The sequence below is a fragment of the Ruegeria sp. O11 genome, assembly GCF_056535285.1.
Genome location: NZ_JBQERS010000001.1, coordinates 1,092,790 through 1,118,126, shown reverse-complemented (window position 1 = coordinate 1,118,126; position 25,337 = coordinate 1,092,790). Strand labels below are relative to the sequence as shown.

Here is a 25,337-nt window from a genome sequence, read left to right as displayed (position 1 = left end):
TTCTGACATCTAGCTTTATGAATTGCCCAAACGTGCGGCACGCCCGCCACGACGCCTGGCCAGACGCGGTTTGCGTTCGGGAAGGTCTTGCATAATCTCGGCCCGTTCGCTGCTATTCATTTTGGACCAGCGCGAGATCTCGTCAATTGTACGATAGCAACCAGTGCAGATACGCTCGGTCGGGTGAACGACGCAGATCTGGATGCAAGGGCTTTCGACCTCGTCCCGTTTCCAAACCATATTCGTCATTGGCGATATCCGATCCGTCAAAGAAAGCGCAGTCTGTCCAGCGCTCCTTGCAGGATATAGCCGGCGGCGACGTGATCGATAACCTGTCCGCGACGTTTTCGTGTCGTATCCGCCTCCAACAGTGCTTTTTCTGCCGCAACCGTGCTAAGCCGTTCGTCCCAGAACCCGATGGGCAGATCGGTTAAACGTGCCAGATTACGGGCAAAAGCACGCGTGGACTGACATCTTGGTCCCTCGCTGCCGTCCATGTTGCGGGGCAGCCCTAAGACAATACCGCCAATCTCACGGTCGGTCACGATCTCGATCAAACGCGCGGAATCCAGCGTGAATTTCTTACGACGAACGGTTTCAAGCGGAGTCGCAACGCCACGCATTCGGTCGGACACCGCAACCCCAATGGTTTTCTCGCCCAGATCCAGACCCATGAGGGCTGACATCGGTGAAAGGGCGGCGGCGAATTCCTCGAAGGCGTCGTGGATCATTGTGCGATACCAGCCTGAACTGATGCAGCGTCGATCATTTGCAACGCCTGATCGTTGCCCGCGAAAACTGCAACAGCCTCGTCACGAATTTTTATCGCCTGCGCCGCTTCGCCCAATACGCCCAATGCTGCGATCAGTCGCGCCCACTCCTCGGGCGATCCACCTTCGCTGGCCAGCCGTTCAGAAAGCCGATCCACCATTCCTCGTATCATTTCCTGACGTTCTTCGGGCGATAGCTCGGCGGCAGCGTCCATATCTTCCTGGCTGGGACCCGGTGCCGCAGGCGTTGCAGACAGATCCGGCGCGTTGAATACCCCTGCGCGAAACGCCAAATCGTCGATCTGGGCACGAATGGCGTCTGCCCAAGGCGCACCTGCAGGCGCGTCGCGCAATGTATCCACCCAAACCCGATAGGCCATATCTGGTCGTCCGGTCTGCGCCAGCATTTGTCCCCAATAATATCGCGCAGGACCCAATCTTGGATTTCGCTCGAGCGCGTATCGCAATGCCTCCTCCGCTTCGGGAGAGACATAACCACCAGCGGCCAGAATCATCATCTCGGCCTGATCGGAATAAGCTTGTGCCGGTGCGCTTTCACCCGACAGCTCGATTACTCGCGTCTGCGCCTCATAACCTGCTTTAAAGTTTCCGGCATTGGTCTCATGCTGCGCTAACAGAGTTTGCCCTTGCAGATCATCCGGTCGTACGGCCACTGTTTCGCGCAATCGATTCAGAAGGTTTTCGTAACTTTCGTCCAGTGGCGGTGCTTGCACCGGCGTTGCCAATTCCTCGGCTTCTGCCTGGCCAGGCCGGTTCTCGCGCAGTTCTTCTGCCATTTCCAACCGCGCCGAAAGTGGCATATCTGGAAATCCGGCAGCGCCCAGTTGGCGATACATTGCCAGCGCTCCACAAATCAGTATCGCCGCCATGACGACGAAGGCTACGACGGTAACCGTTGGCGATGGTCCTGTACTTTCAGCCTCGCCGCGCATCTGCGCATCAGCAGCCAGGATTCGGCGCGAGATTTCCGTGCGCACGCGTTCGGCATCGGCTTTTGCGATTACCCCGCGCGCCAAGTCTCGATCAACGCTTGTTAGCTGTTCGCGATAGACCCGCAGGTCATAGGCGGCGGTAGGGCCAGTGCCGCGACGACCGCGCAGCATGGTGTAACCCAAAAAAACGGCGATGAGCAGTGCAATTAGGAAGATGAGAACCCAAAACGACATGGTCCCTCCAAAATGGTTGCCCTGACTTAGACCTGTCTGCGCATGGAAAAAAGGGACAAATGGCCGCTAGGGGCGGTCATGTCGCAATAGTGCATTATTGCGACGTTGTGCGGCAGGGCTAATATGTCAATGCACGGCATATCTGCGCCAATCATCGAAGACCGAACGGATTCGCTCATGAAACACTATTCAGCCTTTGCTGTGGCGCGCGAAGCGCTGCGCTACCATACCGGGTGGGAACGCGCCTGGCGTTCTCCGGAACCGAAAAAGCGCTATGACGCTATCATCGTCGGTGCAGGTGGGCATGGTCTGGCAACTGCTTACTATCTCGGGAAGAACTACGGCATTCAGAATGTTGCGGTGATCGAGAAGGGCTGGCTGGGCGGTGGCAACACGGGTCGGAACACGACCATTATCCGTTCGAACTATCTGCAGGATCCTTCGGCGGCGATCTATGAAAAGGCGCGCGGCTTGTACGAGGATCTTAGCCAGGAGTTGAACTACAACATCATGTTCAGCCCGCGCGGCGTGATCATGCTGGCGCAGACTCAGCACGAGATTCGCGGCTATCAGCGCACCGCGCATGCGAATGCGCTGCAGGGTGTTCAGACCGAGTGGATTGGACCCGAGCGCGTGAAAGAGCTGGTGCCGATCATCAATCTGGAAGGCCCGCGCTATCCGGTTCTGGGCGGGCTCTGGCAGGAGCGTGGCGGCACCGCGCGCCATGATGCCGTGGCGTGGGGCTATGCACGTGCATGTTCCGCAATGGGTATGGACATCATCCAGCAGTGCGAAGTTACGGGAGTGCGCCAGGAAAATGGCCGCGTTGTCGGTGTCGACACCACCAAGGGTGCCATTGATTGTGACAAACTGGGCATCGTAGTTGCGGGCCATTCTGGCCAGTTGGCCGAGATGGCGGGATTCCGTCTGCCGCTCGAGGCCGTTGCCCTGCAAGCGCTGGTGTCCGAGCCAATCAAACCCTGCATGGATGTGGTCGTCATGGCCAACACGGTGCATGGTTATATGTCTCAGTCCGACAAGGGCGAGATGGTGATCGGTGGCGGTACCGACGCCTATAACAACTTCACCCAACGCGGTTCGTTCCACCACATTGAGGAAACCGTCCGCGCGCTGGTCGAGACCTTCCCGATGATCTCGCGCCTCAAGATGCTGCGCCAGTGGGGCGGTATCGTCGACATGACCGGCGATCGGTCTCCAATCCTGTCGAAGTCGCCGTTACAGGGTTGCTTTATTAACGGTGGCTGGGGCACCGGAGGCTTCAAGGCGATCCCGGGATCCGGCTGGGGCATGGCACAACTGATGGCGACAGGCCACTCATCGCTGACTGAAGCCTTCTCGCTCGACCGCTTCAAAGAAGGCCGCTTCATCGACGAAAGCGTCGCCGCAGGGGTGGCGCACTAGGGGTACAGCCCAAACGCGCCACTGATTAGAATTCTGGTCGGCCAAGTTGTCGACCAACCGCCAAAAGGATGAACATATGCTGATCCTAAATTGCCCCTATTGCGGCGTCGACGCCGAAGAAACTGAATTGGCTGCTGGTGGCGAGGCGCATCTGAAGCGCTTTGGCCCTGGTTCGTCTGATGACGAATTCCATGACTACCTGTTCATGCGTGAAAACCCCAAGGGTGTTCATTTCGAACGCTGGCGCCACGCCAACGGTTGCGGCAAGTGGTTCCACGCGGCCCGCTGCACGCAAACGCTTGAAGTGTTCGGCACATACACGGCCCAAACAACAGAGCCACCGCAAGAAATCAAGGACGCTATCACTGCAAAGCGACCTGGCTGGTCGTGGAGAGAGTACAAATGATCAGCTCTGCCAACTGTAATTCCGCCTGCGAAAGGTCTGTACTATGAGCACCCGTCTCGCAAAACAAGGCCGGCTGATCGACCGGTCGAAACCGGTCAACTTTTCCTTCAATGGCACCTCAATGCAGGGTTACGAAGGCGACACGCTTGCCTCGGCTCTGCTGGCCAATGACCAGATGATGATGGGCCGGTCGTTCAAATATCACCGTCCGCGCGGCGTCGTTGCCAGCGGCGCGGAAGAGCCTAACGCTCTGGTCGGGTTGGGGCAGGGCAGCCGCTTCGAACCGAACCAGCGCGCGACCACCACCGAACTGTTCAATGGTCTGAGCTCGGTGTCGCAGAACCACTGGCCGAATCTTGAGTTCGACATTGGTGCAATCAACACGCATCTGTCGCGGTTCTTGCCGGCCGGTTTCTATTACAAGATGTTCATCCACCCGAAGCCGTTCTGGAAACATGTGTATGAACCATTCATTCGTCAGTCGGCGGGTCTGGGCAAAGCGCCGGATAAGGAAACCAAGGACGCGGATACCTACGAACACTTCTATGCTTTCACCGATGTTCTGGTGATTGGTGGTGGTATCGCAGGTCTGCAAGCGGCCAAAACGGCTGCGCAGTCGGGTGCCAAGGTGTTGCTGATCGAGCAGACCGCCCATTGGGGTGGTCGCGCCCCTGTTGATGGTGGAACTGTCGGCGGTGAGCCTGTGGATAAGTTCGTGGAACAATTAGTTTCCGAACTCGAAACAATGGACAATGTCACCATGCGCAACCGCTGCATGGGGGCAGGAGTCTATGACCATGGCTATGTGTTGGGATACGAACGCCTGACCGACCATAAGCCCGGCACCCAAGGTCCGCGTCACCGTTTGTGGCGGATCCGCGCCAATCAGGTGGTTACGGCGACCGGGGCAATCGAACGACCGCTTTCCTTCGCTGGGAATGACGTACCAGGTGTGATGCTGGCCGCAGCTATGCGCGACTATTTGGTAAACTGGGGTGTGACACCGGGTGAGCGGGTCATCGTTGCGACGAACAATGACGATGCTTATCGGACGGCGATAATTCTGAAGCAGGCAGGTGCGGATGTTCTGCGCGTGGTCGATGCGCGCGATACCGCAGGTCCATTGGCAGAAGAGGCGCGACAGCTGGGCATCCGTGTTGATCCGGGCAAGGCGATTGCAAAGGTCAAAGGCGGAAAACGCGTCAAGAAGGTCGAGCTGTGTAATCAGAACGGCATCGGCGGCGCGCGCGAAGAGGTTGAGTGTGATGCGGTTGCGATGTCGGGCGGCTGGTCTCCGGTTGTTCACATGTGGTCGCATTGTGGTGGCAAGCTGATCTGGGATGAGGCCCAGGCCCATTTCCGTCCCGACCCGGCGCGTCCGCCTCTGGGTGCCGATGGCGATGGGTTCGTCGTTGCAGCTGGGGCGTCGAACGGACCACTGGCATTGGCCGAGGTGCTGACTGATGCACATGCGGCAGGTAAAGCAGCCGCGAAAGCAGCGGGCTTCAAACCCAAAAACACCAAGGCTCCTGTTGGTGAAACTACCGAAGAAGCTGCGATGGAAGCCGTCTGGCTCATGCCTGCCAACGCAGAGATTCAGCTGCGCATGAAGTCATGGCTGGACTTTCAGAATGACGTCAAAGTCTCTGATGTGCAGCTGGCAGCCCGCGAAGGCTATGAGAGTGTTGAACACACCAAGCGGTATACCACTCTGGGTATGGCGACGGATCAGGGTAAGCTGAGTAACATCAATGGGTTGGCGATCTTGGCTGATGCGCTTGAGTCCGAGATCCCGAAAGTGGGAACCACTACTTTCCGCCCGCCATACACGCCCATTTCGATGGGTGCGATTGGTGGCGAAGCGCGCGGTGACGTGTTCCAGCCGATCCGGCAGACGCCGATGCACAATTGGCACGACAAAAATGGCGCTGATTGGGAACCGGTCGGTCATTGGCGTCGGACGTATGCTTATGTGCGTCCCGGTGAGTCCGTGCATGACGCGGTGAATCGTGAGGTGAAGAACACCCGCGAAAATCTCGGTCTGCTGGATGCCTCAACGCTGGGCAAGCTGATCGTCAAAGGCCCCGACGCAGGTAACTTCCTGGACATGATGTACACCAACATGATGTCCACGCTGAAGGTTGGCAAATGCCGCTATGGCCTGATGTGTTCGGAAAATGGTTTCCTGATCGACGATGGCGTTGTTGCACGGATCGACGAAGATACATGGCTGTGCCACACCACCACAGGTGGTGCGGAGCGTATCCATGGTCACATGGAAGAGTGGCTTCAGACCGAGTGGTGGGACTGGAAAGTCTATGTCGCCAACGTGACCGAGCAATATGCTCAGGTCGCCGTTGTCGGCCCCAACGCTCGCAAGGTGCTGGAAAAGCTGGGTGGCATGGATCTATCGAAAGAGGCGCTGCCGTTCATGGAATGGCGCGATGGCAAGATCGGAGAGTTCGACGCGCGGGCCTACCGCATCTCGTTCTCTGGCGAGCTGTCCTATGAGATAGCGGTTCCCGCCTCTCAGGGGCAGGCGTTCTGGGACGCTCTGATCGAGGCTGGGCAGGAGTTCGGCGTGATGCCTTACGGCACCGAATGTCTGCACATCCTGCGGGCCGAGAAGGGCTTTATCATGATCGGCGACGAGACTGACGGCACCGTGATCCCGCAGGATCTGGGGCTGCACTGGGCGCTGTCGAAGAAGAAAGAGGACTATCTCGGAAAACGTGCCCATTCGCGCAGCCATATGGCCGATCCCGAGCGCTGGAAACTGGTTGGTCTTGAGACTGTGGATGGATCGGTGTTGCCAGACGGTGCCTATGCGGTGGGCGAAGGCGTCAATGCCAATGGCCAGCGCAACATGATCGGGCGCGTAACCTCGACCTACTACTCGACCAATCTGGGCAAAGGCATCGCCATGGGCCTGATCAAACACGGCCCCGATCGTATGGGCGAAGTGGTCGAGTTCCCGGGCACCGATGGCAAAACTTACAAAGCCAAGATCGTGGACCCGATCTTCTATGACAAAGACGGGGAGAAGCAGAATGTCTGAACCCATCAGCGCACTGAACCACGCCTCTTATGATGGCATCGCCAAGGTTGAGGAATGCGGTCTGCAGGGCATGATCACACTGCGCGGTGATCTGTCGGACAAGGTGCTGGCCAAGGCTGTCAAAGATGCCACCGGGCAGAAAGTGCCCGGCCAACGTGAAGCACTTGTCGACGGCAACACCGGTGTTTGTTGGATGTCCACCGACGAGCTGCTGGTGTTGGTGCCTTATGCTGAGGTCGAGGCCAAACTCGCCGCGATGACCAATGCGCTGAGCGGCACGCACGCGCTGGCGGTCAACGTTTCAGATGCCCGGGCAGTTTTCCGGGTGTCGGGCTCCAATGCGCGCGAGGTTCTTGGCAAACTGGCCCCGGTCGAGCTGTCGGCTGAAGCATTCCAACCCGGCCAGATACGCCGATCGCGTTTGGCGCAGGTGGCCGGTGCCTTCTGGATGGACGACGCCGAGACCTTCCGCATTGTCTGTTTCCGCTCGGCGGCGGACTATGTTTTCAAACTGTTCAAGGTTGCAGCGCAGCCGGGCAGTGAGGTTGGGGTTTATTAAGCCCTGATCGCCTGATGATATATGGGTGAGGGGGCTTTGCCCCCTCGACCTGCGGCCTCACCCCCAGGATACTTTAGGCTAGATGAAGTGCGGATCACCTTTTCTCAGCGTCAGGAGTTCGCGCTGAACAGGAAGGTCGGGAACTGGGTGAGTGCCCGTTGGCTGGTGAGGGCTGATTTGCCGGTTTCGCCAGTAAGTGGGTCGTGGCAATGGGGATAGAAGGCCAGGTCTTCTGATAGTTTGTTCATGGCTGCGCCACGGTTATCTGCGCTAATGTAAGGTGCATGCGTTGAGAGAAACAGCGCTGGGCTTTCTTTTTCCAGCCAGGGAAGCAGAGAAGGCAGGACCGAAAATTCAGCGCCTTCAATATCCATTTTGACCAAAGAAGCATTAGTCAGGTCTACGGATTCAGAAAATTGATCCCAGCCGACAGTGAGTGCGTCAGTGCCATGGCTTCCGTCGTGGAGCAATGACGAGGTGGAATCACCTGCCTCTCCGTGCGCTGATGCCATTCGAGTCACCCCAAACCCATCAGACAAGGCGATGCTGAAGGCTGATACGTTGCGGATGTCGTTCAACTCTAGATTCCAGACCAAGTGGCGGTAAGCCACCGGGTCAGGCTCAAAACACCATACATGGCGAGCGCGCCGCGCCGCATAGAGGACCGTGGGGCCGATCCACGCACCAATATCGAGATAATCCTGCGTGGGCGACAGATATTGGTCCAGCACTGAAAATGTCTCAGGCTCCCACTCCCCGGCTGATGCCTTCCGCCAGAATTTCGAGTGGTAGGGGTCCAGACGAAAGCGCTCACCGTTCAGGTTGCCCGCATAGTATCCGCGGGCGCGATAGAACATTTTGCGCGCCTGTGTCAGCATCGCGGACCTCCGGGTTTTTGTGTCGCGGGCCTTGACCTGCGGCGGCTGTCAAAGCATTTAACCTTTGGAACCGCAACATTCATTTTCAACAGGGGGCCGACATGGCTTTTGAACTTCCTGATCTTCCTTATGCACATGACGCGCTGGCAGCCAAGGGTATGTCCGCGGAAACGCTGGAATATCACCACGACCTGCACCACAAGGCCTATGTCGACAACGGCAACAAGCTGATCGCCGGCACCGAGTGGGACGGCAAGTCGCTGGAGGAGATCATCGTTGGCACCTACGATGCAAACGCCGTCGCGCAGAACGGTATTTTCAATAACATCAGCCAGCTGTGGAATCACAACCAGTTCTGGGAGATGATGGGCCCAGGCGGCAACGCCATGCCCGGCGAGCTGGAGAAGGCTCTGACCGAAAGCTTCGGTTCGGTTGACGAATTCAAGTCGCAGTTCAGCGCTGCCGGTGCTGGTCAGTTCGGTTCGGGCTGGGCGTGGCTGGTTAAGAATTCCGACGGCTCGCTGGCTGTCACAAAGACCGAGAACGGCGTGAACCCGCTGTGCTTTGGTCAGACCGCACTGCTGGGTTGTGACGTATGGGAACATTCCTATTACATCGACTTCCGCAACAAGCGTCCGGCGTATCTGTCGAACTTCCTCGACAACCTGGTGAACTGGGAAAACGTCGCCTCGCGGATGTGATCGGTTGATCGGAGAGTGACCTTCTTAGAGGCCTGCTTGCAGAAGTGAGTAGGCCTTTTTTGTATTTTGATAGATTAGGCAGGACTGGCAAGAAGTCGGCTATTCTATCTAACTTCAAAGACCGCTTCGAGCCCAAAGCAGTCATTTTCTGGCATGTATTTTTTGAGTTCGCAGCAAACCAGCATTCCGGAGTGCTGCGTTATCAGCAACTGGTTTTCAAAGCTTTACTTTTGACTGAACCAAATCGGTGAAGTGTAAGCGCGATCCTGTACTTCTGCTGGAACGCTGTCCGGTAGAGGTATGCCGTAAAACGCAGCATCGATGGTGGTCCAACGCGGTTTTGGAATCTCAATAACGCGTACGTAGTAGAATGCATCATGAGTGGGATCAAAGTCTGGATCCTGCCAATATCCGTCCAGAGCTGCGGCCCCTATTGAGTTATTGTAAGTTGCCTTCTCAACGTTGACAGTCGAGCCGACGGGTTCGCGGGCGCGACCGTCCTCGCCAATCTCGCGATTGCCCGAAACCGCAACGTCATAGATGCGCTCGAAAGTCTCACCGCTTTCGTCTATCCAGCCCTTGATGGTCTGAACACGATCCAGATTGGCACCGTCTGGGTCGCGCAGGGCGCGGATCAGGAATCCGGGTACGGCTCCATCTGGCGCATTGGCCAAATCGCCACCCATCGGTACGCCGTTGCGATAACCATGCGCCGCAAAGTCGGGTGCGCCAAGATCTTCTGCATCAAAGTCCCATCCGCCAAAAACGCGCACACGGATTCTACTGCCTGTAGTGGCGTAGGCTTCCTTGCGGGAGATCGCTTCATGGACTTCCTTGCGGGTGTTCGTCCGCGCCCAGACGGCAGTCAGCCCTGCTGCGGATTCCTGTGCCGTGACAATCCGCAGCGCCGGGTCGTCCGACGGGATCACATCAAGGTTGTGCCGAATTGGCGACGGCTCTGTGTGCTGGTACTTGCCAAAGTAATTGTCTTCACGCGTAGTCGGGAGCGCTGTGTGGGAATCCGTTGTTCCCGTGAAGCCTGATTTGAAAGGGTTCACACCGATCTCTTGTTTGATCTCAAGCCCTATCTTTAGCGCCGAGCGCGCGTATTCATAGCGCAGCATCTCCGGCTGTTTGCCGGCTGTGCCAGCGAGATTTGCAACGTCCCATGTTTCGAAGTCGGCAAATTCATCATCGGGCGACAGCATCGGATGTGTTTCCTCATCCCCCTTGATTTGCGTCATTTCGTGCATCGGTTCCCAACGAGCGCGTTTGGCCGCGTAATCAGCGTCCATGGGTGAACCGTCGAACTTGGTTGGTGCAAACATGATGCCATTCGACACGTTCCCATTATGCGGTATCGAAATCGCGTTGCCGCCGGTTTCCGCCTCGTAGGTTGCAAGAAAATCCCACATCGGTTCAGGATCTTCGCTGTCGAAATACGTGAAGGGACGTGTTCGACTTGTCTTATCCGCACCGTCACCGAAGAGAATTACGCGGTGAAGGTTGTTGCCAAGCGGGGTCGATGTCCACTCGTAGCCGGCAATCGCAGTGAAAACACCGGGATTGTTGTAATGGTCTACAGTTTCAATGATCTGTTGCCACAAGTCGCCGTCGAGATCCAAACCCGCTGTCGGGTCGCGGCCCTGAACTGTCGATATTTCGATTATGTCGGCGAAGGCCGCCATCCGCCCTTCTTGTCCCGAATTGAACCGCTCGTATGTCAGGCGACCCCATTCATCAGCCAGCAGGCGGGGGTCTGCCGCGCGAATTGCGGTGGACAGCCCGAGCATCTCCGCATGTTCGGTGATAGCCAGAAAATCGAGCGGCCGGACAAGCTGCACAGATAGTCCGGTGTTGGAGATGATCCGTTCGCCGCGTGCCACGCGAAAGGCGTCGTGAATGTCGAGAGAGGTACCTACCAACCCTGCATCAAAAGAGATTTCGGTGTGAAAATGCAGATCGCCAAAAAGCACCTGATCCGGGTACGACCGATCAACAAATGGCGAATAGTCGGTCCCCTCTTTGATAGTGTTTTCTGACACGACGCCTTCAAACGCCAATGCGCTACCAGAAGTCAATATCGCTGAGCTAGCTAGACCCACCGCAAATTTATTAAAAAATTTGGTGCGTTTCATGACTATCCCCCATCCTTCAATTTGCAATTTGCCAATGATAACACAATCGTGATTTTGACCTAATTGGCGGGGGGTGATCTTTGCGCGAATCAAACAGCCGTGGTCACTTCATCCTGATGCTCTACAGCGAACTACCGCTTCGTCCGCAATGCAGACGTTGAATTTTCGCAAATACGGCGCCAAAAGTGCTGATCGGCTGTCTCCGCTAATTTCATGACCCTTTCGCCGCGAGTTAGTTCGCCGGTAAATTCCCGCTCATAAATTCGAATTAATCTGAGCGCGTATTGTACTACGCCTCCCAGTGCCTAGCTGAGACAGGCGGAGGGAGAGAACCGCCAAACAATTGAAAAACAAGGCTGTTGCGCGTGGGTGTCTTCATTCGCGCGAAGCTGAAATCATGGCCGCTGGGCGAGGGATCGGCACCTTAACCTTTGAAGGAGACCATTATGGCAGCACTTGAGCAGGGAACATGGGTCATCATCGCAGACGGGGAGAAGGCTCTGGTGATGGAAAATATCACCGACGCGCAAGACCCCAATCTGGTTGTCGTTTCAGTTGAGGAACAAGACAGCGTGACAGCAAAGCCGACGGATCGGGCTGGGCGCAGGTCTGATATCGGCCCCAACCAGAAATCCGCCGTGGAAGAGGACACATGGAGGGCTCACGCCAAGTCCTTGTTCGTTCAGGATGTGGCAAATCTGCTGAATCGTAAGGGCTTGAAGGGTGCATACAAACGCCTGGTGTTAGTGGCCAGTCCGCATGTTTTGGGCCTGTTGCGTCGCAGATTGCACAGTAAAGTGCTCGCTAAGGTGGTAGCAGAAGTTGATAAGACGCTGACCAACCATCCGATGCACAAGGTTGAACAGATACTCAGGACTCGATTGGCCAAACCTGCCTGAAGAGAGGTGATCTGCGGGCGGTTTACACCGCCCGACTACCGTCTTTTCAGTTCAGCAATCGACGAAGTTCGGACATAGCTGCCTCAGGCGTGGTGACCCAGGTAATAAACTCTGCCAGTGAAGCGTCGGCAAAGCCTTGACCAATAAGTTGCTCCAGCAATGTATGCAGCGCGTCCCAGTAGCCATCTACATTCATCACCAGAATGGGTTTGTCATGCAGACCCAACTGCCGCCATGTGAGGGCTTCGAACAACTCGTCCAATGAACCAGGTCCGCCAGGCAAGACGACAACGGCATCGGCATTCATGATCATGACCTTCTTGCGTTCGTGCATCGTTTCGGTCACGACAAAGCGGGTTAAGTCAGTTTTACCAACTTCGCGTTGCAACAAGTGGACAGGGATCACTCCAAAAGTATCACCATCAGACGCTTGTGCTGCACGGGCTACTTCGCCCATCAGACCCACATCTCCGGCTCCATAGACTAGCCGCCAGCCTTCTTTGGCCAGTATGGTCCCAAAGCTTTGGGCGGCGGCGGAGTAGGCGGGATTCACTCCATTGCGTGACCCGCAATACACACAGACCGATTTCTGGGACATGGGTTGGACTCTCTGCTCTTGTGTTCGGGGTTTTGACCCGTGATAGCGGGATTGATAGGTTGGCTCAACCGCTCCTGGGAATGTGTGCCAAATTGGCCAAGTACCGGGCGGAGTGAAAGGATAAGAATGAACGCCAAATCGGGAAGCGGAGGTTCTGGTACCTTCATATGGGGTCTGGTCGCCGGGATCGTTGTGGTGCTCGTTGCGGGTGGATTATATCTGTCAGGTCTGTTTGACCGACCTCAGGAACTGGCCGAGCCAGAATCCGTTGAAACATCCGAACCAAACGTAACAGCCAAGCAGGAAGCCGAGGAACCTGCAGATATCCAGCCGGAAGAACAGACGACAGAAGCCAGCGAACCTGCGCCTGCTACGCCCGTCGAGAGCACCGAGCAAGCCGCTGTAATCGAAGAAGAGCAGGTGCAAGAGAGAGAAGAGCCGGAAACCCCGGTTTTGGCGGCGCCGGTGCTGGATCAGATATTTGTCGAACCCGATGGAAACGGATTGCTGTCCGGTAGCGCCGAACCGGGGGCCGAGGTAAATGTTCTGCTCGACGGTGAGACTATTCATCGCTTTGTTGTCGACGCAAGCGGTCAGTTCGCTGAATTCGTATCGATCCCATTTGGAGACGACGCTCGCGGGCTGGTTCTTGAAACCCGGAGTGGAGAAAGTACCAGCCGGTCAGATGACTATCTGATCGCAGCTCTGCCTGAACCGGTTCCTCCGGTCGAGTCAGAGCCTTCTGCCGATAAGCCGGTCAAAGAAGTTGCTGAGGCGCAGACCGTGGTCACCGAAACAAACGATCAGCAAGCAGCCGACGAAGCCGAGACCGAAGAAAATGAACCCGAGGTTGCTGGCACCGTTTCGCCGCCCGCAGACCAGGCTGCGCCCGCGACTGAAACACAGTCCGAAACAGTTGACGTGCCTGATCAACAAGTCGCGATCCTGCGCTCGGGCGAAGAAGGTGTTGAACTCGTGCAACCGCCCACCGTGCTGGACACACCGCCGGAACAGATCGCATTGGACACGATCGGGTATTCAGACGTTGGCGATGTGGAGTTGACAGGGCGCGCTCAGGACGGATCTGCAGTGCGCCTGTATCTGGACAACAAGCTTGTTGCTGACCTTGAGCCTGCAACGGATGGACAGTGGCGTGGTGAGGTCGAGGGTATAGATCCCGGCGTTTACACCCTACGTGTGGATGAGGTTGCTCCGGATGGGACAGTTGTCAGTCGGCTTGAGACTCCGTTCAAACGCGAGCCCGTCGAGGCACTGCGTGCAGCCGAAACAACCGAGGCGGGTGAAACCCCAGCAGAAACTCCTGCGATCCGTTTCGTCACGGTTCAAAAGGGCGATACACTTTGGGCGATTTCTCGGGACAGGTTCGGAGATGGTGTGTTGTACGTTAAGCTGTTTGAGGCCAACAAGGACTCGATCCGTGATCCTGATTTGATCTATCCAGGGCAGATTTTCACTATCCCTGAGTAAAAAAGACCACTGGCCCAACACCGGGCCAGGGCTATCTCTGACCGCAGTTAAGGTACGTGATGAGGCAACCATCCGCGATTCAATCCGAGCCGGACGAGCAGCGTTCAGGCTGGCGCACGATCCGCAAGGTAGCGCCCTATCTTTGGCCTGAAGATGAGCCATGGGTCAAACGCCGTGTGGTTTGGGCGATGGCGATGCTGGTGCTGGCCAAGCTGATCGCTGTTTATACACCGATCCTGTATAAGGGCGCAGTGGATGGACTGGCGGGTGAGGGCGTGCCACCGATTGCGCTGGGTGCGATTGGTTTGACGGTTGCCTATGGGGTTGCCCGCATGATGACCGTCGGGTTCCAGCAATTGCGGGATGCGTTATTTGCACCAGTTGGTCAACGCGCGTTGCGGGCGTTGGCGCTTGAGACGTTTCAGCATATTCACCAGCTTTCGATGCGTTATCACGTGACGCGGCGCACGGGTGGTCTGAGCAGAATTATCGAACGCGGGGTGAAGGGCGTTGAATTCCTTTTGCGTTTTCTGCTCTTCTCGATTGGGCCACTGATCCTGGAACTGCTTCTGGTGTCGGTCATACTGCTGTGGCTGTTCGACGTCTGGTATCTGGTCGTCGTCGCGGTAACGATCGCGCTTTATATCTGGTTCACCTTTGCGGTGACTGAATGGCGCGTGAAGCTGCGGCGCGAGATGAACGATCAGGATACCGAAGCCAATCAGCGCGCCATCGACAGCCTTCTAAATTTTGAAACGGTTAAATATTTCAATGCCGAGATGCGCGAAGCAGAACGCTATGACGTCTCGATGAAAGGCTATGCCCAGGCTGCGCTGAAGACGGCTTATTCGCTGGCATTCCTGAATTTCGGCCAATCGTTCCTGATCACTTGTGGTCTGATTGGAGTGATGGTTCTGGCCGCCATAGGCGTGCAAAAAGGATCATTGACTGTGGGCGACTTCGTGATGGTCAACGCATACATGATCCAGATTACGGTTCCGCTGAACTTTCTGGGCACGGTTTACCGCGAGATCCGGCAGTCACTGGTGGATATGGGGCAGATGTTCGATCTGCTCGAACAACCGGCAGAGGTGACAGACAAACCTTGTGCGCCAAACCTCAAGGTAGATGGTGGAGAGGTCACGCTTGAAAACGTGCATTTCGGATATGAAGCGGATCGCGAAATCCTGAAGGGTGTGTCGCTGACGGTGCCTGCCGGGCAGACCGTGGCGATTGTCGGGGCGACAGGTTCAGGTAAATCCACCATTGGGCGGCTGCTGTTCCGGTTCTATGACGTCACAGGCGGCGCATTGAAGATCGATGGGCAGGACGTGCGCGATGTCAGCCAATCGAGTCTGCATGCCTCGATCGGGGTGGTTCCGCAGGATACGGTCCTGTTCAATGATACGATCCGATATAACATCGCCTATGGGCGCGAAGGGGCGACCCAGCAGGATGTTGAGGCCGCCGCTAAAGCCGCTCAGATTCACGATTTCATCGTCAGTCTGCCTGAAGGGTATGACACCAAGGTCGGCGAACGTGGCTTGAAATTATCAGGTGGTGAAAAACAACGCGTTGGTATCGCCAGAACGCTTCTGAAAAACCCGCCGATCTTGTTGCTGGACGAGGCGACCTCGGCCTTGGATACGGAAACCGAGCAAGACATCAAAGACGCTCTGGCACGTGCAGGTGAGGGCCGGACTGTGATCACAATCGCTCATCGTCTTAGCACAATTGCCGAAGCAGACCGGATTGTTGTGCTTGAGCGAGGTGAGATCATCGAGCAGGGCACGCATGATGAGTTGCTGGGGCATGAGGGACGATATGCCCAGCTGTGGAGCCGTCAGCAATCCGACAGCCAAGCGGCCTGAGCTCAACGGCCCTTACAACTGATGATTGTGCGGATCGGTTTAAAAGAAAATCGGTCGCTGCGATACGGTTTTCCGTTTGACGCGGACCCGCCGCCGCGACACTGTGCGCGCCGAAACAAAGACAAGGAATAACCTTATGAAAATGCGAGCGGCGGCGGTGTTGGCTGCAACACTAATGATGGCGACTTCGGCAGCAGCTGAGGATCTGGAATTCTTGATTATCAACGAAACCAGCTATGATCTGGTTGAGTTCAACGTGTCTCCGGCCTCGTCCGGCAGCTGGGAAGGCAATCTGCTTGAGGGTGGTTATCTGGGTGCGGATTACGAAGTGGGCGTCCTCATCGCGGACGGGCTAACCACCTGTGTCTATGATATCCGCGGTGTTTTCAGCGACGGAGAATCGATTGAAGACTATGGTCTGAACCTGTGCGAACTGGGCGAATACGCGTTCGTCGAATAACACTTCTGCCAGAAACGAAAAGGCGAGCCCGAGGGCTCGCCTTTTTTTATTCCGCCGCCTTCAGCGGGGTTGTTGGTGGATGATCTGGCCGGTCGTCCAGAGCGCTCTGATCAGGGGCAACTCGGTCCGGTTCATCGGTCCAGATCATCTCGGCTGCTTGCACATCTCGCGCGCTTTGGCCGATTGCCATGTCCTGCGCGATCTGGCTGGACCGTCCCGCCGTGGCGCGCGCCAGCGCCTTACCCAGCCATACCGCATAGGTTGTGACCCACACCCGTAGCGCCAGGAATGAAGGCGTGACGATCAGCGTCAGCACCGTGGCCGTGCCGAGGCCAAAGACCACCGCCGTCGCCAGCTGTTTCCACCACAGAGCCGTAGGGCTATCGATCGAATATCCGCCACCGATGAAATCCAGCGATAGGCCGAACATCATTGGGGTCAGACCCGCCATGGTCGTCAACGTGGTCAACAGAACCGGACGGATACGCGCCTCGGCCGTGCGGACGATGGCATCAATACGCGACATGTAACCGCTGTATTCCTGATAGGTGTCAATCAGAACGATGTTGTTGTTCACAACGATACCAGCCAAGGCGACGATCCCGGTCCCGGTCATGATGATCGAGAACGGTTGTTGCATGACCATCATGCCCAGCAACACGCCGGTGGTAGACAGAACCACGGCCAGCAGCACCAGCACCGAGTTGTAGAACGAGTTGAACTGCGCCAGCAGGATCACGAACATCAGGCCTAGAGCGGCAAGGAATGCGCTGGACAGGAAGGCCTGGCTTTCAGCCTGATCTTCCTGATCGCCGGTCCACTCCCACGCGATGGTGCGGCCGAACGGGTCGGTCTGCAGCCATTCGGTCAGCACAGCAATCCTTTCGTTCGGATTGATCAGGGCAAACCGAGCGTCACCGCTTTCGATGGCGGCCCGCACTTCGCCCACATTCTCGGCGCCCGTCAGCTTCACGAGTTCGAACTCGGCTCCGTCCATATTGGTGATCGTGCTGCCGGTTGGCGTGGAACCTTCGCCAATCGCTCGCACTGTGGCCAGACGCAGTTCTGCGCCGTCCGGGCCAGTGGTCACGATCTTGCTCAGCCCCGGCTCGACATCCGCTTTCACGTCATAGTAACGCTGTTGATCCACGCGATTGATCTCGGCAAGCTTGGCCACCGGTTTGCGGGTGACAAAGTTCGACAGGGGGACCAACCCGTCTGGTGTACGAACTTTCAGCGTATCCAGCGTTGACAAGACACGATCCTGATCGGGCAGGCGGACACGGATTTCAACTTCTTCATCGGTCGAATCCGGACGCATCTCACCAAGCAGGATACCGCGTGTCACAAGCTGTACCATCGCGCCTACGGTTGCGACGTCAGCGCCGAACCGGCCCGCCTTGGCCACGTCCACGTCGATCTGCCAGTCGATGCCGGGTAGGGGCAGGGTGTCCTCGATCTTGATCAGGCCGGGGGTGGTATCAAACGCCTCGCGCGCTGTGAGCGTGGCCGCGGTCAATTCTTCCCAGCTATCGCCCTTGATCCGCAGATGAACGGGCTTGGCCGAGGCGGGACCTTGCTCCAGCGCCTGAATATCAACGATGAAGCCGGGAAGAGTTGCTAACTCTGCGGTGAGTTCTTCCAGAACAAAATTGCCGTCATATTCGGCTGCAACTTCCTCCTTTGCAAAGCCGAGCGGACCAGCAATCGGTCCCCAGAACCAACCGGTAATCTGCTCAGAGCTGATTGGGCGATCTTCCCAAGGAATGAGCTCGAACTGCACACGGCCAATGGTGTCGGCTGGGGCTTCTGCTCCGCCATTGTTCTGATTCAGGCCGCCTTCGCCCGCAAAGGCAAATACGTTGATCACTGCCGGATGTTCACTGATGACGCGTTCGGCCTGAAGAACCATCTCGTCTTTTTCAGCCAGAGACAGGTTGCCGCGCGCCCGAACATAGGCTGTAGCCTGTTCCGGTTCGCTCTCGACGAAGAATTCTACACCGCGCGAGTTCTGCGGGAACAGGATGAACGCGACCCAGAATACCGCCGCAAAGACTACGGCGATTGATACCACCGGCATGACCGGATTGCCGACCAGGAACTTAGTCACGTAACCAAAGGGCGTGTGCTCTTTTGTGGTATGCACATGTTCATCCGGGGCCCGTTCGATCTTGGCTGCGCTCAGCGTGACCGACCCGGCGAATGCGCCGAACAGGAACAACAGCACACCAGCGAGTGAACCGCCGGGCAGCAGATAGTTGGGGTTCAAGACCTGCATTGCGCCGAGGAAGATCATATATAGTGAAGGCGGCACCAGTAGCGCCCGCACCCACCATGGTGCGCGTGCCCGCAGCCAGTTCGAACTGCGCTCGAAGCTGCGGCTCATACGGCCCGAGACACCACCCACAACCGGCAGGTAGATCAGTGCCACGATCAGCGAAGCAGACAGAACGAAGATCAGCGTGATCGGCAGCATCTTCATGAATTCGCCGGGAATACCGGGCCAGAACAGCATCGGCAGGAAGGCGCACAAGGTCGTGGCGGTTGATGAGACAATCGGCCAGAACATCCGCTGCGCCGCCTCGACATAGGCGTGCATCGGGCCGACGCCTTCTTTGATGCGCTTGTCGGCATATTCCACCACAACGATGGCACCATCAACAAGCATACCCACTGCAAGGATCAGGCCGAACATTACCATATTCGAGATTGTGACCCCGATCATCGCCAGAAAGGCGAAGCACAACAGGAACGAGGTCGGGATTGCAAAACCCACCAGCAATGCGGCGCGTGTTCCCAACGAAGCCAGAACCACGATCATCACAAGTGCAACCGCGGTCAGAACCGACCCCTCAAGCTGACGCACCATCGAATCGACGATGCGGCTTTGGTCGTTCGAGGTGCCTACATCAACTGCGGCCTGCAACTCGGTTGGCCAATTGGTCTGAGCCGCTGCGACGGTGGATTTGATCAGCGCAACGGTGTCGATCAGATTGAAGCCCTTGCGCTTGACGACCTGCAGTGCGACGGTGGATTCTCCGTTGAACCGGGCCGTGCCAGCGCGGTCCTCAAAAGTATAGTTAATCTCGGCCAGTTCACCCAGGGTGACGACGCGGTCACCATTGACCTTGACGGGCAGGCCATACACGTCCTGCGCGGTCTTGAATGACGACGGGATCTTGACCGAGAACGTGCCCTGCTCGGTTTCAACCTCACCCGCCGCGATCAGTTGGTTGTTGTTCTGCACAACGTTGATCAGTTCAGCGGCCGTAACGTTGTACGCCTCAAGCCGGAGCGGGTCGATCACGACCTCAAGCATTTCGTCGCGGTTTCCAGCGATACCGGCCTCAAGCACCGCATCCAACGCCTCAAGCTCGTCCTGCAGGTCTTTGGCAACGCGCGCCATAGTGCGCTCGGGGACTGGACCAGTCAGGTTGACAATGACGATAGGAAACTCTGAGAAGTTGACCTCGGTAATCGTATACTGCTCGGCCCCATCAGGGAAATCAGCTTGTGCGCTATTCATGGCATCGCGCACATCAGCGATGGTGGCGGATTTGTCCCAACCGAACTCGAATTCCAGCAGAACGCCCGCGTAGCTTTCAGCAGCAGTGGCGGTCATCGAATCTAGCCCGTCGAGATCGGCCATCTCGGTTTCCATCGGCTTGATCAGTAGGCTCTCGCTATCTTCCGCCGAGATGCCCGGAAACTGGACCGATACAAATAGCATCGGGATATCGATATCCGGCTCACCCTCTTTCGGCAGCCCTACATAGGCATATCCGCCGATAACCAGCGAGATCGCGATGAAAGCCAGAACCATTCTGGCTCGGCTTGCGGCCCAACTGACGATACCCGTCATTGCGATGCTTCCCTGTAGGTCGGCGCAACGGTTACGCCGCGTGTCACGAATTCCTGACCGATCACGATAATATCTGCGGTTTCTGGCAGGCCGCCAACCCAAACACCCTCGGCAGTGTCGCGCAGCAGGCGGATTGGCACGAAATCGACAACGTTGTCAGCGACAACGGTGCGTACACCAAGTTCGCCTTCATTGTTCAGGGTCAATGCGGATTGCGGCAGCAGATGTGCTTTGACGCCCTCGGCAGCGATTTGGATGTTGGCGGTCTGGCCATCACGGATCAGAAGTTCCGGGTTGGGAACGGTGATCTCCACCTCGAACGTGCGGGTGGTTTCATCGGCCGAGCGGCTCAGGAAGGTGACGCGCCCTTCAACCTGCAAGCCTGTGACCAATTGTGCAGACGCCATCGAACCGACGATAATCCGGTTCACTTCGGTTTCAGGCACAAAAGCCACCAACTTGATTGGGTCGAGCTGGATAACGGTTGCACACAGCGAACCGGGTTGCATCAGGCTGCCCAATTCCGCAGTATCGCTTTCCAGCAGCCCCTTGAACGGTGCCTCGATAGTGAGGCGATCTATCTCGCGTTGGGCGGCTGCGACCGCTGCAGTGGCGGCTTCAATGCCCGCTTGCGTTGATTCCAGACCAGCCTCAGCGGATTTGATGCCAGCCTCGGCGGTACTCATTTCGGCCTCGCTCGAGATGCGGCGCGTTTCCGAACCGAACCCGGTTTCAGACAGCTTGCGTGCTGCTTTAAGATTGATTTCAGCCTCGGCTAGACGAGCATGAGCCTCTTCGATACGTGCTTCGGCTTCGGGTACACGGCTTTCGGCTTCAAGCTTTGCAGCCATCGCTTCAGCCAGACTTGCGGGGCGGGTGCCGGGATCCAGCTCACACAGTAGATCACCCGCTTCGACAAATGCGCCTTTGCGTTTAGGCTCGGACACGACGGTCGAGATCGTCTCAGCCAGTACCTCGACCTGGCGATTTGCCTTGGTTTGACCGCGCAACTGGACCGCACTGCCGATTTCGCGCGCAGTCGAACGCACCACGACAACACCTATCGCATCCGGAGCAGGCACTGATTCCGAAACCTCAGTTGTAGCTTCAGCAGGCTCATCCCCGCGACCAGCGAACGCAAAAAGCGCGTCGCGTTCAAATACAAGAAAATACAACGCAATAATAACCAAAACAGCGTTAACGAATGAAATCAATCGCATGCGGTACAATCTCCAGATCTGTTCGCGCGGCTGGCTTTCGCCTCTATCCTTTGAAATGGGGTAATAGACACGGCTTTTCCATACTGAACTGAATAGTTCGGTTTAGTTTTTTTCGCAAGGGCTACGCGGATGCGGGCAAATGTGTGGATTCGAGCACTTGGCTTGGCCTGAACGGCGCGGTATGACATGGCGCTAGAAAACCGGACACTTAAGCCTGGGGGCAGGGATGAGCGACGTCGACAGTTTTATTGATGAGGTCACCGAAGAGGTGCGCCGCGATCGCATGTACCTGCTATTGCGCCGATGGGGTTGGGTGGGTGTTGTCGCTGTCGTTGCCATTGTAGGTGGCGCGGCATTCAACGAATACCGTAAGGCGCGCGATACAAATCAGGCCGAAGCTCTGGGTGATGCGATTCTGTCTGCTTTGTCTCAGAACGCATCCGATGAACGCGCAGCCAGCCTGCGAGCGGTCGATGCCTCGTCTGCCGGAGGTGACGCGGTTCTGAATATGTTATTGGCTGCATCGCAGGCCGATGCAGGATCGCAACAGGATGCTGTGAACAGCCTGAACGCGATCGCTACACAAGGGGATTTGCCAGAAATCTACCGGGCGATTGCAAGTTTCAAGGCTTTGCTGCTGCAAGCCGACACGATGCCCGTCGCAGATCGCCGTCAACAATTCGAGGCGCTTGCGATACCCGGTGCGCCTTTGCGCTTGCTTGCCGAGGAGCAACTGGCCCTGATTGATGTGACCGAGGGAAGTACACAGGCTGCGTTGGATCGCTTGCAGGCTTTGCGCCAGGACGCCGAAGCCAGCGCCGATCTACAGCAACGCGCAGCCCAACTGATCATTGCGCTTGGGGGTGTGCCCGAGCCTGTCGCAACCCAGCAGGGTTGACCCGGCAGCGAAACGGAACATCACAGGCGAGTTTGTCGAATATGGTAACACGTTATTTCTCACGCTTTGGATTGGTCGCCGCGGCAGTTTCCTTGACTGCGCTGAGCGCATGTCAGGAACCCGAGATTATTCTGCCCGGTGAGCGTGAGGATATTCGCGCCGCCGATGACAACGAAACCGTGGAAACACGTGGCGCCAAGCCAATTAACATTCCGACCCAAAGCCGGAACGCGAACTGGTCGCAAAGCCCGGGCACCCCTGAATTCCGCACTACAAATGCCGCATTGAACCCCACGCCACAGCGTATCTGGTCAGCCAACATTGGTTCCGGTGACAGCCGGAAACAGCGGATTACCGCAGACCCGGTTGTCGCTGGTGGTTTGATTTATACGCTCGATTCCGGTGCGACTGTTTCGGCCGTGACGCCACAGGGGCAAGTTGCCTGGAGCACCAATCTGATTCCACCGAATGAAAAAGACGTCGATGCCACGGGGGGCGGGCTCGCTTACGCCGATAGTGTGCTGTACGTCTCATCGGGTTTTGGTCGATTGACCGCGTTAGATGCTAAAACAGGCGCTCAAAAGTGGCAAAAGCGTTTGAATGCAACCGGCAGCGGCGCGCCTTTGGTCAGTGGCGGGATTCTATATCTGGTAGCCGGGGACGAGACCGGCTGGGCGGTGAACACAAAGGACGGCCGGATCATCTGGCAAATTGACGGCACTCCGAGCGTCGGTAACGTTTTGGGTGCACCAGCGCCGGTCATCGCTTCGGATCTGTCAGTTTTTGCGTTTGGGTCGGGTGACATTGCTGCGACTTTTCGCCGGGGAGGCATCTTGCGATGGAACGCATCTGTAGCGGGTGGCCGCCGGGGTCGCGCGGCGGCTCAGATCGTAGATGTGACAGCCGGGCCTATGGTGTCTGGCAATTCGATCCTGATCGGCAACCACTCAGGTCGTACGGTTTCCTTTGATACCGGTTCGGGCGAGCGGAACTGGACCGCTCTGGAAGGTGCGGTTGATACGGTCTGGCCTGCAGGAAACAGTGTTTTCCTGATCAGCGATCGCAGCCAGCTGGTGCGTCTGGACGCAGCGGATGGCTCGATTGTTTGGGCAATCGATCTGCCCGGATTCGTCAAGAACAAGCCGGGCCGTCGGGGTCCGATCTTTGCTCACTACGGCCCGATCATGGCCGGAGGGCGGCTGGTTGTAGCTTCGAACGATGGATATCTACGCTTCTTCAATCCAGTTGACGGCGCGTTGGTCCATCAGATCGAAGTGCCGGGCGGCGCGACCACTGCGCCGGTTGTGGCGGGTCAGACGCTCTATGTCGTTTCGACCAAGGGCGAATTGCACGCTTTCCGTTGACGACAAGATGCGCTAAAGGGCGCTTCTTGAGTCTTGAAAGATGAGAACATGTCGCTGACCCTCGCCATTGTGGGGCGCCCGAATGTGGGCAAATCCACCCTGTTCAATCGCCTCGTGGGCAAACGTCTGGCTTTGGTTGACGACCAGCCCGGCGTGACGCGTGATTTGCGCGAAGGCGAGGGCCGTTTGGGAGATCTGCGCTTTACCGTGATCGATACGGCGGGTCTTGAGGACGCGACCGATGACAGCCTGCAGGGCCGGATGCGGCGACTGACCGAGCGTGCTGTGGACATGGCTGATGTCTGCTTGTTCATGATCGACGCGCGGGTAGGGCTTACGCCGACCGATGAAATGTTTGCTGATATCCTGCGCAAAAAATCCAAGCATGTGATCCTTGCCGCCAATAAGGCCGAAGGCAACGCGGCCGATGCGGGTGTGCTTGAGGCTTACAACCTTGGTCTTGGCGAGCCGGTGCGCCTGTCCGGTGAGCATGGCGAGGGGATGACCGATCTCTATGCCCAACTTATGCCACTGGCGGATGCGGCAGTGGAAAAGGCACAGGACGACAGCCCCGAGATTGATATCGAACTGGACGAGGATGGCGAGGGTGAAGCCCCTTTGATCACGGCTGATAAACCTCTGCAGGTGGCTGTGGTTGGGCGACCAAATGCGGGTAAATCCACTCTGATCAATAAGATCTTGGGGGAAGACCGTCTGCTGACCGGCCCCGAGGCCGGGATTACCCGTGACGCTATCAGCTTGCGGATCGATTGGGCTGACCCTGATGGCGACAGCACACCGATGCGGATCTTCGACACAGCAGGGATGCGCAAGAAGGCCAAGGTGCAGGAGAAGTTGGAGAAGCTCTCGGTCTCGGATGGTCTGAGGGCGGTCAAGTTTGCCGAAGTCGTCGTGGTTCTGTTGGACGCGGCCATCCCGTTCGAACAGCAGGATCTGCGGATCGCCGATCTGGCTGAACGCGAAGGCCGCGCCGTGGTCGTCGCCGTGAACAAGTGGGACATCGAGGACAACAAGCAAGAAAAACTTCGCGACCTGAAAGAGTCGTTTGACCGTTTGTTGCCACAACTGCGTGGTGCGCCTCTGATCACGGTATCGGCCAAAACAGGTAGGGGGCTGGAGCGTTTACGCGCCGCGATCCTGCGTGCTCATGACGTTTGGAACCGCCGCGTGCCGACCGCAGCGCTGAACCGTTGGCTGACCGCCATGCTGGAACAGCACCCGCCTCCAGCGCCGCAGGGTCGTCGGATTAAGCTGCGTTATATGACTCAGGCCAAGACGCGCCCACCGGGGTTCGTCGTGATGTGCTCGCATCCCGACAAGATGCCCGCAAGCTACAACCGCTATCTGGTCAATGGGTTGCGCGAGGATTTTGACATGCCGGGCACCCCGATACGCCTGACTTTGCGTGGGCAGGGCGACAAGAACCCCTACAAGGGCCGTCGCAAGAAGAACGCAGGCGCCTTGGCCAAGCATCTCAAGGGACGCGCGTAACCGCGCTAATTTTCAGCATTTTCAGTGAGGGGGCGTGACAGCCCCG

At 57.2% G+C, this 25,337-nt stretch carries 20 protein-coding genes; 12 read left to right on the top strand and 8 right to left on the bottom strand.

The genetic code is table 11. The annotated features are described in order from the left end of the window. Nucleotides 1-15 precede the first annotated feature (15 nt). Genes ACRZ91_RS05565 through ccmI form a run of 3 tightly spaced genes read right to left on the bottom strand, consistent with a single transcriptional unit; the run spans nucleotide 16 to nucleotide 1,957 of the window. Complete coding sequence (locus ACRZ91_RS05565) at nucleotides 16-249, bottom strand: DUF1289 domain-containing protein (RefSeq protein ID WP_010442017.1); 234 nt, start codon at nucleotides 247-249, stop codon at nucleotides 16-18. Nucleotides 250-266: 17 nt separating this feature from the next. Continuing rightward, a complete protein-coding gene (gene ruvX, locus ACRZ91_RS05560) occupies nucleotides 267-731 on the bottom strand; it encodes a Holliday junction resolvase RuvX (protein ID WP_010442018.1) in 465 nt (154 codons plus the stop codon). Beyond that, a complete protein-coding gene (gene ccmI / locus ACRZ91_RS05555; protein WP_480903179.1) occupies nucleotides 728-1,957 on the bottom strand; it encodes a c-type cytochrome biogenesis protein CcmI in 1,230 nt (409 codons plus the stop codon). Before ccmI ends, ruvX begins: the two co-directional genes overlap by 4 nt. Nucleotides 1,958-2,134: 177 nt before the next feature. Here ccmI and ACRZ91_RS05550 point away from each other — a divergent pair, with 177 nt between their 5' ends. From ACRZ91_RS05550 to ACRZ91_RS05535, 4 genes are all read left to right on the top strand, one after another. Continuing rightward, nucleotides 2,135-3,379, top strand: a complete 1,245-nt coding sequence (locus ACRZ91_RS05550; RefSeq protein WP_480903177.1) for a sarcosine oxidase subunit beta family protein — start codon at nucleotides 2,135-2,137, stop codon at nucleotides 3,377-3,379. Nucleotides 3,380-3,455: 76 nt separating this feature from the next. Then, nucleotides 3,456-3,785, top strand: coding sequence for a sarcosine oxidase subunit delta (locus tag ACRZ91_RS05545; protein ID WP_170773101.1), 330 nt, complete (start codon nucleotides 3,456-3,458; stop codon nucleotides 3,783-3,785). 43 nt (nucleotides 3,786-3,828) lie between these two features. After that, entirely contained in the window at nucleotides 3,829-6,843 is a 3,015-nt protein-coding gene (locus ACRZ91_RS05540) for a sarcosine oxidase subunit alpha family protein (protein WP_480903174.1), read from the top strand. Then, nucleotides 6,836-7,402 carry a sarcosine oxidase subunit gamma gene (locus ACRZ91_RS05535; protein WP_480903172.1) on the top strand — a complete coding sequence of 189 codons (567 nt, stop codon included), beginning with the start codon at nucleotides 6,836-6,838 and terminating at the stop codon, nucleotides 7,400-7,402. The genes ACRZ91_RS05540 and ACRZ91_RS05535 overlap by 8 nt, the downstream gene beginning before the upstream one ends. 110 nt (nucleotides 7,403-7,512) lie before the next feature. On the opposite strand, the gene ACRZ91_RS05530 is transcribed toward ACRZ91_RS05535, so the two are convergent. Further along, the gene (locus ACRZ91_RS05530) at nucleotides 7,513-8,280 is read right to left on the bottom strand and encodes an FkbM family methyltransferase (RefSeq protein WP_480903170.1); all 768 of its coding nucleotides are present in this window, start codon (nucleotides 8,278-8,280) and stop codon (nucleotides 7,513-7,515) included. 101 nt (nucleotides 8,281-8,381) lie between these two features. Between ACRZ91_RS05530 and ACRZ91_RS05525 the strand changes: the two genes are divergently transcribed. Then, entirely contained in the window at nucleotides 8,382-8,981 is a 600-nt protein-coding gene (locus ACRZ91_RS05525; RefSeq protein WP_170375882.1) for a superoxide dismutase, read from the top strand. A gap of 224 nt (nucleotides 8,982-9,205) precedes the next feature. On the opposite strand, the gene ACRZ91_RS05520 is transcribed toward ACRZ91_RS05525, so the two are convergent. After that, nucleotides 9,206-11,119 (bottom strand): DUF3604 domain-containing protein, encoded by a 1,914-nt coding sequence (locus ACRZ91_RS05520; protein WP_480903168.1) that lies wholly within the window; start codon nucleotides 11,117-11,119, stop codon nucleotides 9,206-9,208. Between the two features lie 446 nt (nucleotides 11,120-11,565). Between ACRZ91_RS05520 and ACRZ91_RS05515 the strand changes: the two genes are divergently transcribed. Then, nucleotides 11,566-12,018, top strand: coding sequence for a host attachment family protein (locus ACRZ91_RS05515; protein ID WP_480655399.1), 453 nt, complete (start codon nucleotides 11,566-11,568; stop codon nucleotides 12,016-12,018). A 46-nt stretch (nucleotides 12,019-12,064) separates the two neighbouring features. Here the strand turns inward: ACRZ91_RS05515 and ACRZ91_RS05510 are convergent, their stop codons facing one another. Further along, complete coding sequence (locus tag ACRZ91_RS05510) at nucleotides 12,065-12,616, bottom strand: TIGR00730 family Rossman fold protein (protein WP_170472333.1); 552 nt, start codon at nucleotides 12,614-12,616, stop codon at nucleotides 12,065-12,067. A gap of 126 nt (nucleotides 12,617-12,742) precedes the next feature. On the opposite strand from ACRZ91_RS05510, the gene ACRZ91_RS05505 reads away from it, so the two are divergent. The 3 genes from ACRZ91_RS05505 (at nucleotide 12,743) to ACRZ91_RS05495 (ending at nucleotide 16,435) form a co-directional block, all read left to right on the top strand. Next, nucleotides 12,743-14,104: a LysM peptidoglycan-binding domain-containing protein gene (locus ACRZ91_RS05505; protein WP_480903165.1), complete on the top strand. Its 1,362-nt coding sequence runs from the start codon at nucleotides 12,743-12,745 to the stop codon at nucleotides 14,102-14,104. Nucleotides 14,105-14,163: 59 nt separating this feature from the next. Then, complete coding sequence (locus ACRZ91_RS05500) at nucleotides 14,164-15,975, top strand: ABCB family ABC transporter ATP-binding protein/permease (protein WP_170540708.1); 1,812 nt, start codon at nucleotides 14,164-14,166, stop codon at nucleotides 15,973-15,975. 136 nt (nucleotides 15,976-16,111) lie between these two features. Next, nucleotides 16,112-16,435, top strand: coding sequence for a hypothetical protein (locus ACRZ91_RS05495; protein ID WP_170773124.1), 324 nt, complete (start codon nucleotides 16,112-16,114; stop codon nucleotides 16,433-16,435). A 46-nt stretch (nucleotides 16,436-16,481) separates the two neighbouring features. Here ACRZ91_RS05495 and ACRZ91_RS05490 read toward each other — a convergent pair whose 3' ends face one another. Continuing rightward, the gene (locus ACRZ91_RS05490; protein ID WP_480903163.1) at nucleotides 16,482-20,297 is read right to left on the bottom strand and encodes an efflux RND transporter permease subunit; all 3,816 of its coding nucleotides are present in this window, start codon (nucleotides 20,295-20,297) and stop codon (nucleotides 16,482-16,484) included. Beyond that, the gene (locus tag ACRZ91_RS05485) at nucleotides 20,294-21,517 is read right to left on the bottom strand and encodes an efflux RND transporter periplasmic adaptor subunit (RefSeq protein ID WP_480903161.1); all 1,224 of its coding nucleotides are present in this window, start codon (nucleotides 21,515-21,517) and stop codon (nucleotides 20,294-20,296) included. The genes ACRZ91_RS05490 and ACRZ91_RS05485 overlap by 4 nt, the downstream gene beginning before the upstream one ends. A gap of 226 nt (nucleotides 21,518-21,743) precedes the next feature. Here ACRZ91_RS05485 and ACRZ91_RS05480 point away from each other — a divergent pair, with 226 nt between their 5' ends. From ACRZ91_RS05480 to der, 3 genes are read left to right on the top strand one after another with little or no spacing between them, the layout of a single operon-like run. Continuing rightward, nucleotides 21,744-22,415, top strand: coding sequence for a hypothetical protein (locus tag ACRZ91_RS05480; RefSeq protein WP_170540696.1), 672 nt, complete (start codon nucleotides 21,744-21,746; stop codon nucleotides 22,413-22,415). 41 nt (nucleotides 22,416-22,456) lie between these two features. After that, on the top strand, nucleotides 22,457-23,779 hold the full coding sequence (locus tag ACRZ91_RS05475; RefSeq protein ID WP_480903158.1) for a PQQ-like beta-propeller repeat protein: 1,323 nt from the start codon (nucleotides 22,457-22,459) through the stop codon (nucleotides 23,777-23,779). A gap of 48 nt (nucleotides 23,780-23,827) precedes the next feature. Then, nucleotides 23,828-25,291: a ribosome biogenesis GTPase Der gene (gene der, locus ACRZ91_RS05470; RefSeq protein WP_480903156.1), complete on the top strand. Its 1,464-nt coding sequence runs from the start codon at nucleotides 23,828-23,830 to the stop codon at nucleotides 25,289-25,291. Nucleotides 25,292-25,337: the final 46 nt, after the last annotated feature.

Excerpts from the sequence above, each read along its gene's own strand:
- ACRZ91_RS05565 (WP_010442017.1), bottom strand. The coding sequence starts at position 249 with ATGACGAATATGGTTTGGAAACGGGACGAGGTCGAAAGCCCTTGCATC.
- ruvX (WP_010442018.1), bottom strand. The coding sequence starts at position 731 with ATGATCCACGACGCCTTCGAGGAATTCGCCGCCGCCCTTTCACCGATG.
- ccmI (WP_480903179.1), bottom strand. The coding sequence starts at position 1,957 with ATGTCGTTTTGGGTTCTCATCTTCCTAATTGCACTGCTCATCGCCGTT.
- ACRZ91_RS05550 (WP_480903177.1), top strand. The coding sequence starts at position 2,135 with ATGAAACACTATTCAGCCTTTGCTGTGGCGCGCGAAGCGCTGCGCTAC.
- ACRZ91_RS05545 (WP_170773101.1), top strand. The coding sequence starts at position 3,456 with ATGCTGATCCTAAATTGCCCCTATTGCGGCGTCGACGCCGAAGAAACT.
- ACRZ91_RS05540 (WP_480903174.1), top strand. The coding sequence starts at position 3,829 with ATGAGCACCCGTCTCGCAAAACAAGGCCGGCTGATCGACCGGTCGAAA.
- ACRZ91_RS05535 (WP_480903172.1), top strand. The coding sequence starts at position 6,836 with ATGTCTGAACCCATCAGCGCACTGAACCACGCCTCTTATGATGGCATC.
- ACRZ91_RS05530 (WP_480903170.1), bottom strand. The coding sequence starts at position 8,280 with ATGCTGACACAGGCGCGCAAAATGTTCTATCGCGCCCGCGGATACTAT.
- ACRZ91_RS05525 (WP_170375882.1), top strand. The coding sequence starts at position 8,382 with ATGGCTTTTGAACTTCCTGATCTTCCTTATGCACATGACGCGCTGGCA.
- ACRZ91_RS05520 (WP_480903168.1), bottom strand. The coding sequence starts at position 11,119 with ATGAAACGCACCAAATTTTTTAATAAATTTGCGGTGGGTCTAGCTAGC.
- ACRZ91_RS05515 (WP_480655399.1), top strand. The coding sequence starts at position 11,566 with ATGGCAGCACTTGAGCAGGGAACATGGGTCATCATCGCAGACGGGGAG.
- ACRZ91_RS05510 (WP_170472333.1), bottom strand. The coding sequence starts at position 12,616 with ATGTCCCAGAAATCGGTCTGTGTGTATTGCGGGTCACGCAATGGAGTG.
- ACRZ91_RS05505 (WP_480903165.1), top strand. The coding sequence starts at position 12,743 with ATGAACGCCAAATCGGGAAGCGGAGGTTCTGGTACCTTCATATGGGGT.
- ACRZ91_RS05500 (WP_170540708.1), top strand. The coding sequence starts at position 14,164 with ATGAGGCAACCATCCGCGATTCAATCCGAGCCGGACGAGCAGCGTTCA.
- ACRZ91_RS05495 (WP_170773124.1), top strand. The coding sequence starts at position 16,112 with ATGAAAATGCGAGCGGCGGCGGTGTTGGCTGCAACACTAATGATGGCG.
- ACRZ91_RS05490 (WP_480903163.1), bottom strand. The coding sequence starts at position 20,297 with ATGACGGGTATCGTCAGTTGGGCCGCAAGCCGAGCCAGAATGGTTCTG.
- ACRZ91_RS05485 (WP_480903161.1), bottom strand. The coding sequence starts at position 21,517 with ATGCGATTGATTTCATTCGTTAACGCTGTTTTGGTTATTATTGCGTTG.
- ACRZ91_RS05480 (WP_170540696.1), top strand. The coding sequence starts at position 21,744 with ATGAGCGACGTCGACAGTTTTATTGATGAGGTCACCGAAGAGGTGCGC.
- ACRZ91_RS05475 (WP_480903158.1), top strand. The coding sequence starts at position 22,457 with ATGGTAACACGTTATTTCTCACGCTTTGGATTGGTCGCCGCGGCAGTT.
- der (WP_480903156.1), top strand. The coding sequence starts at position 23,828 with ATGTCGCTGACCCTCGCCATTGTGGGGCGCCCGAATGTGGGCAAATCC.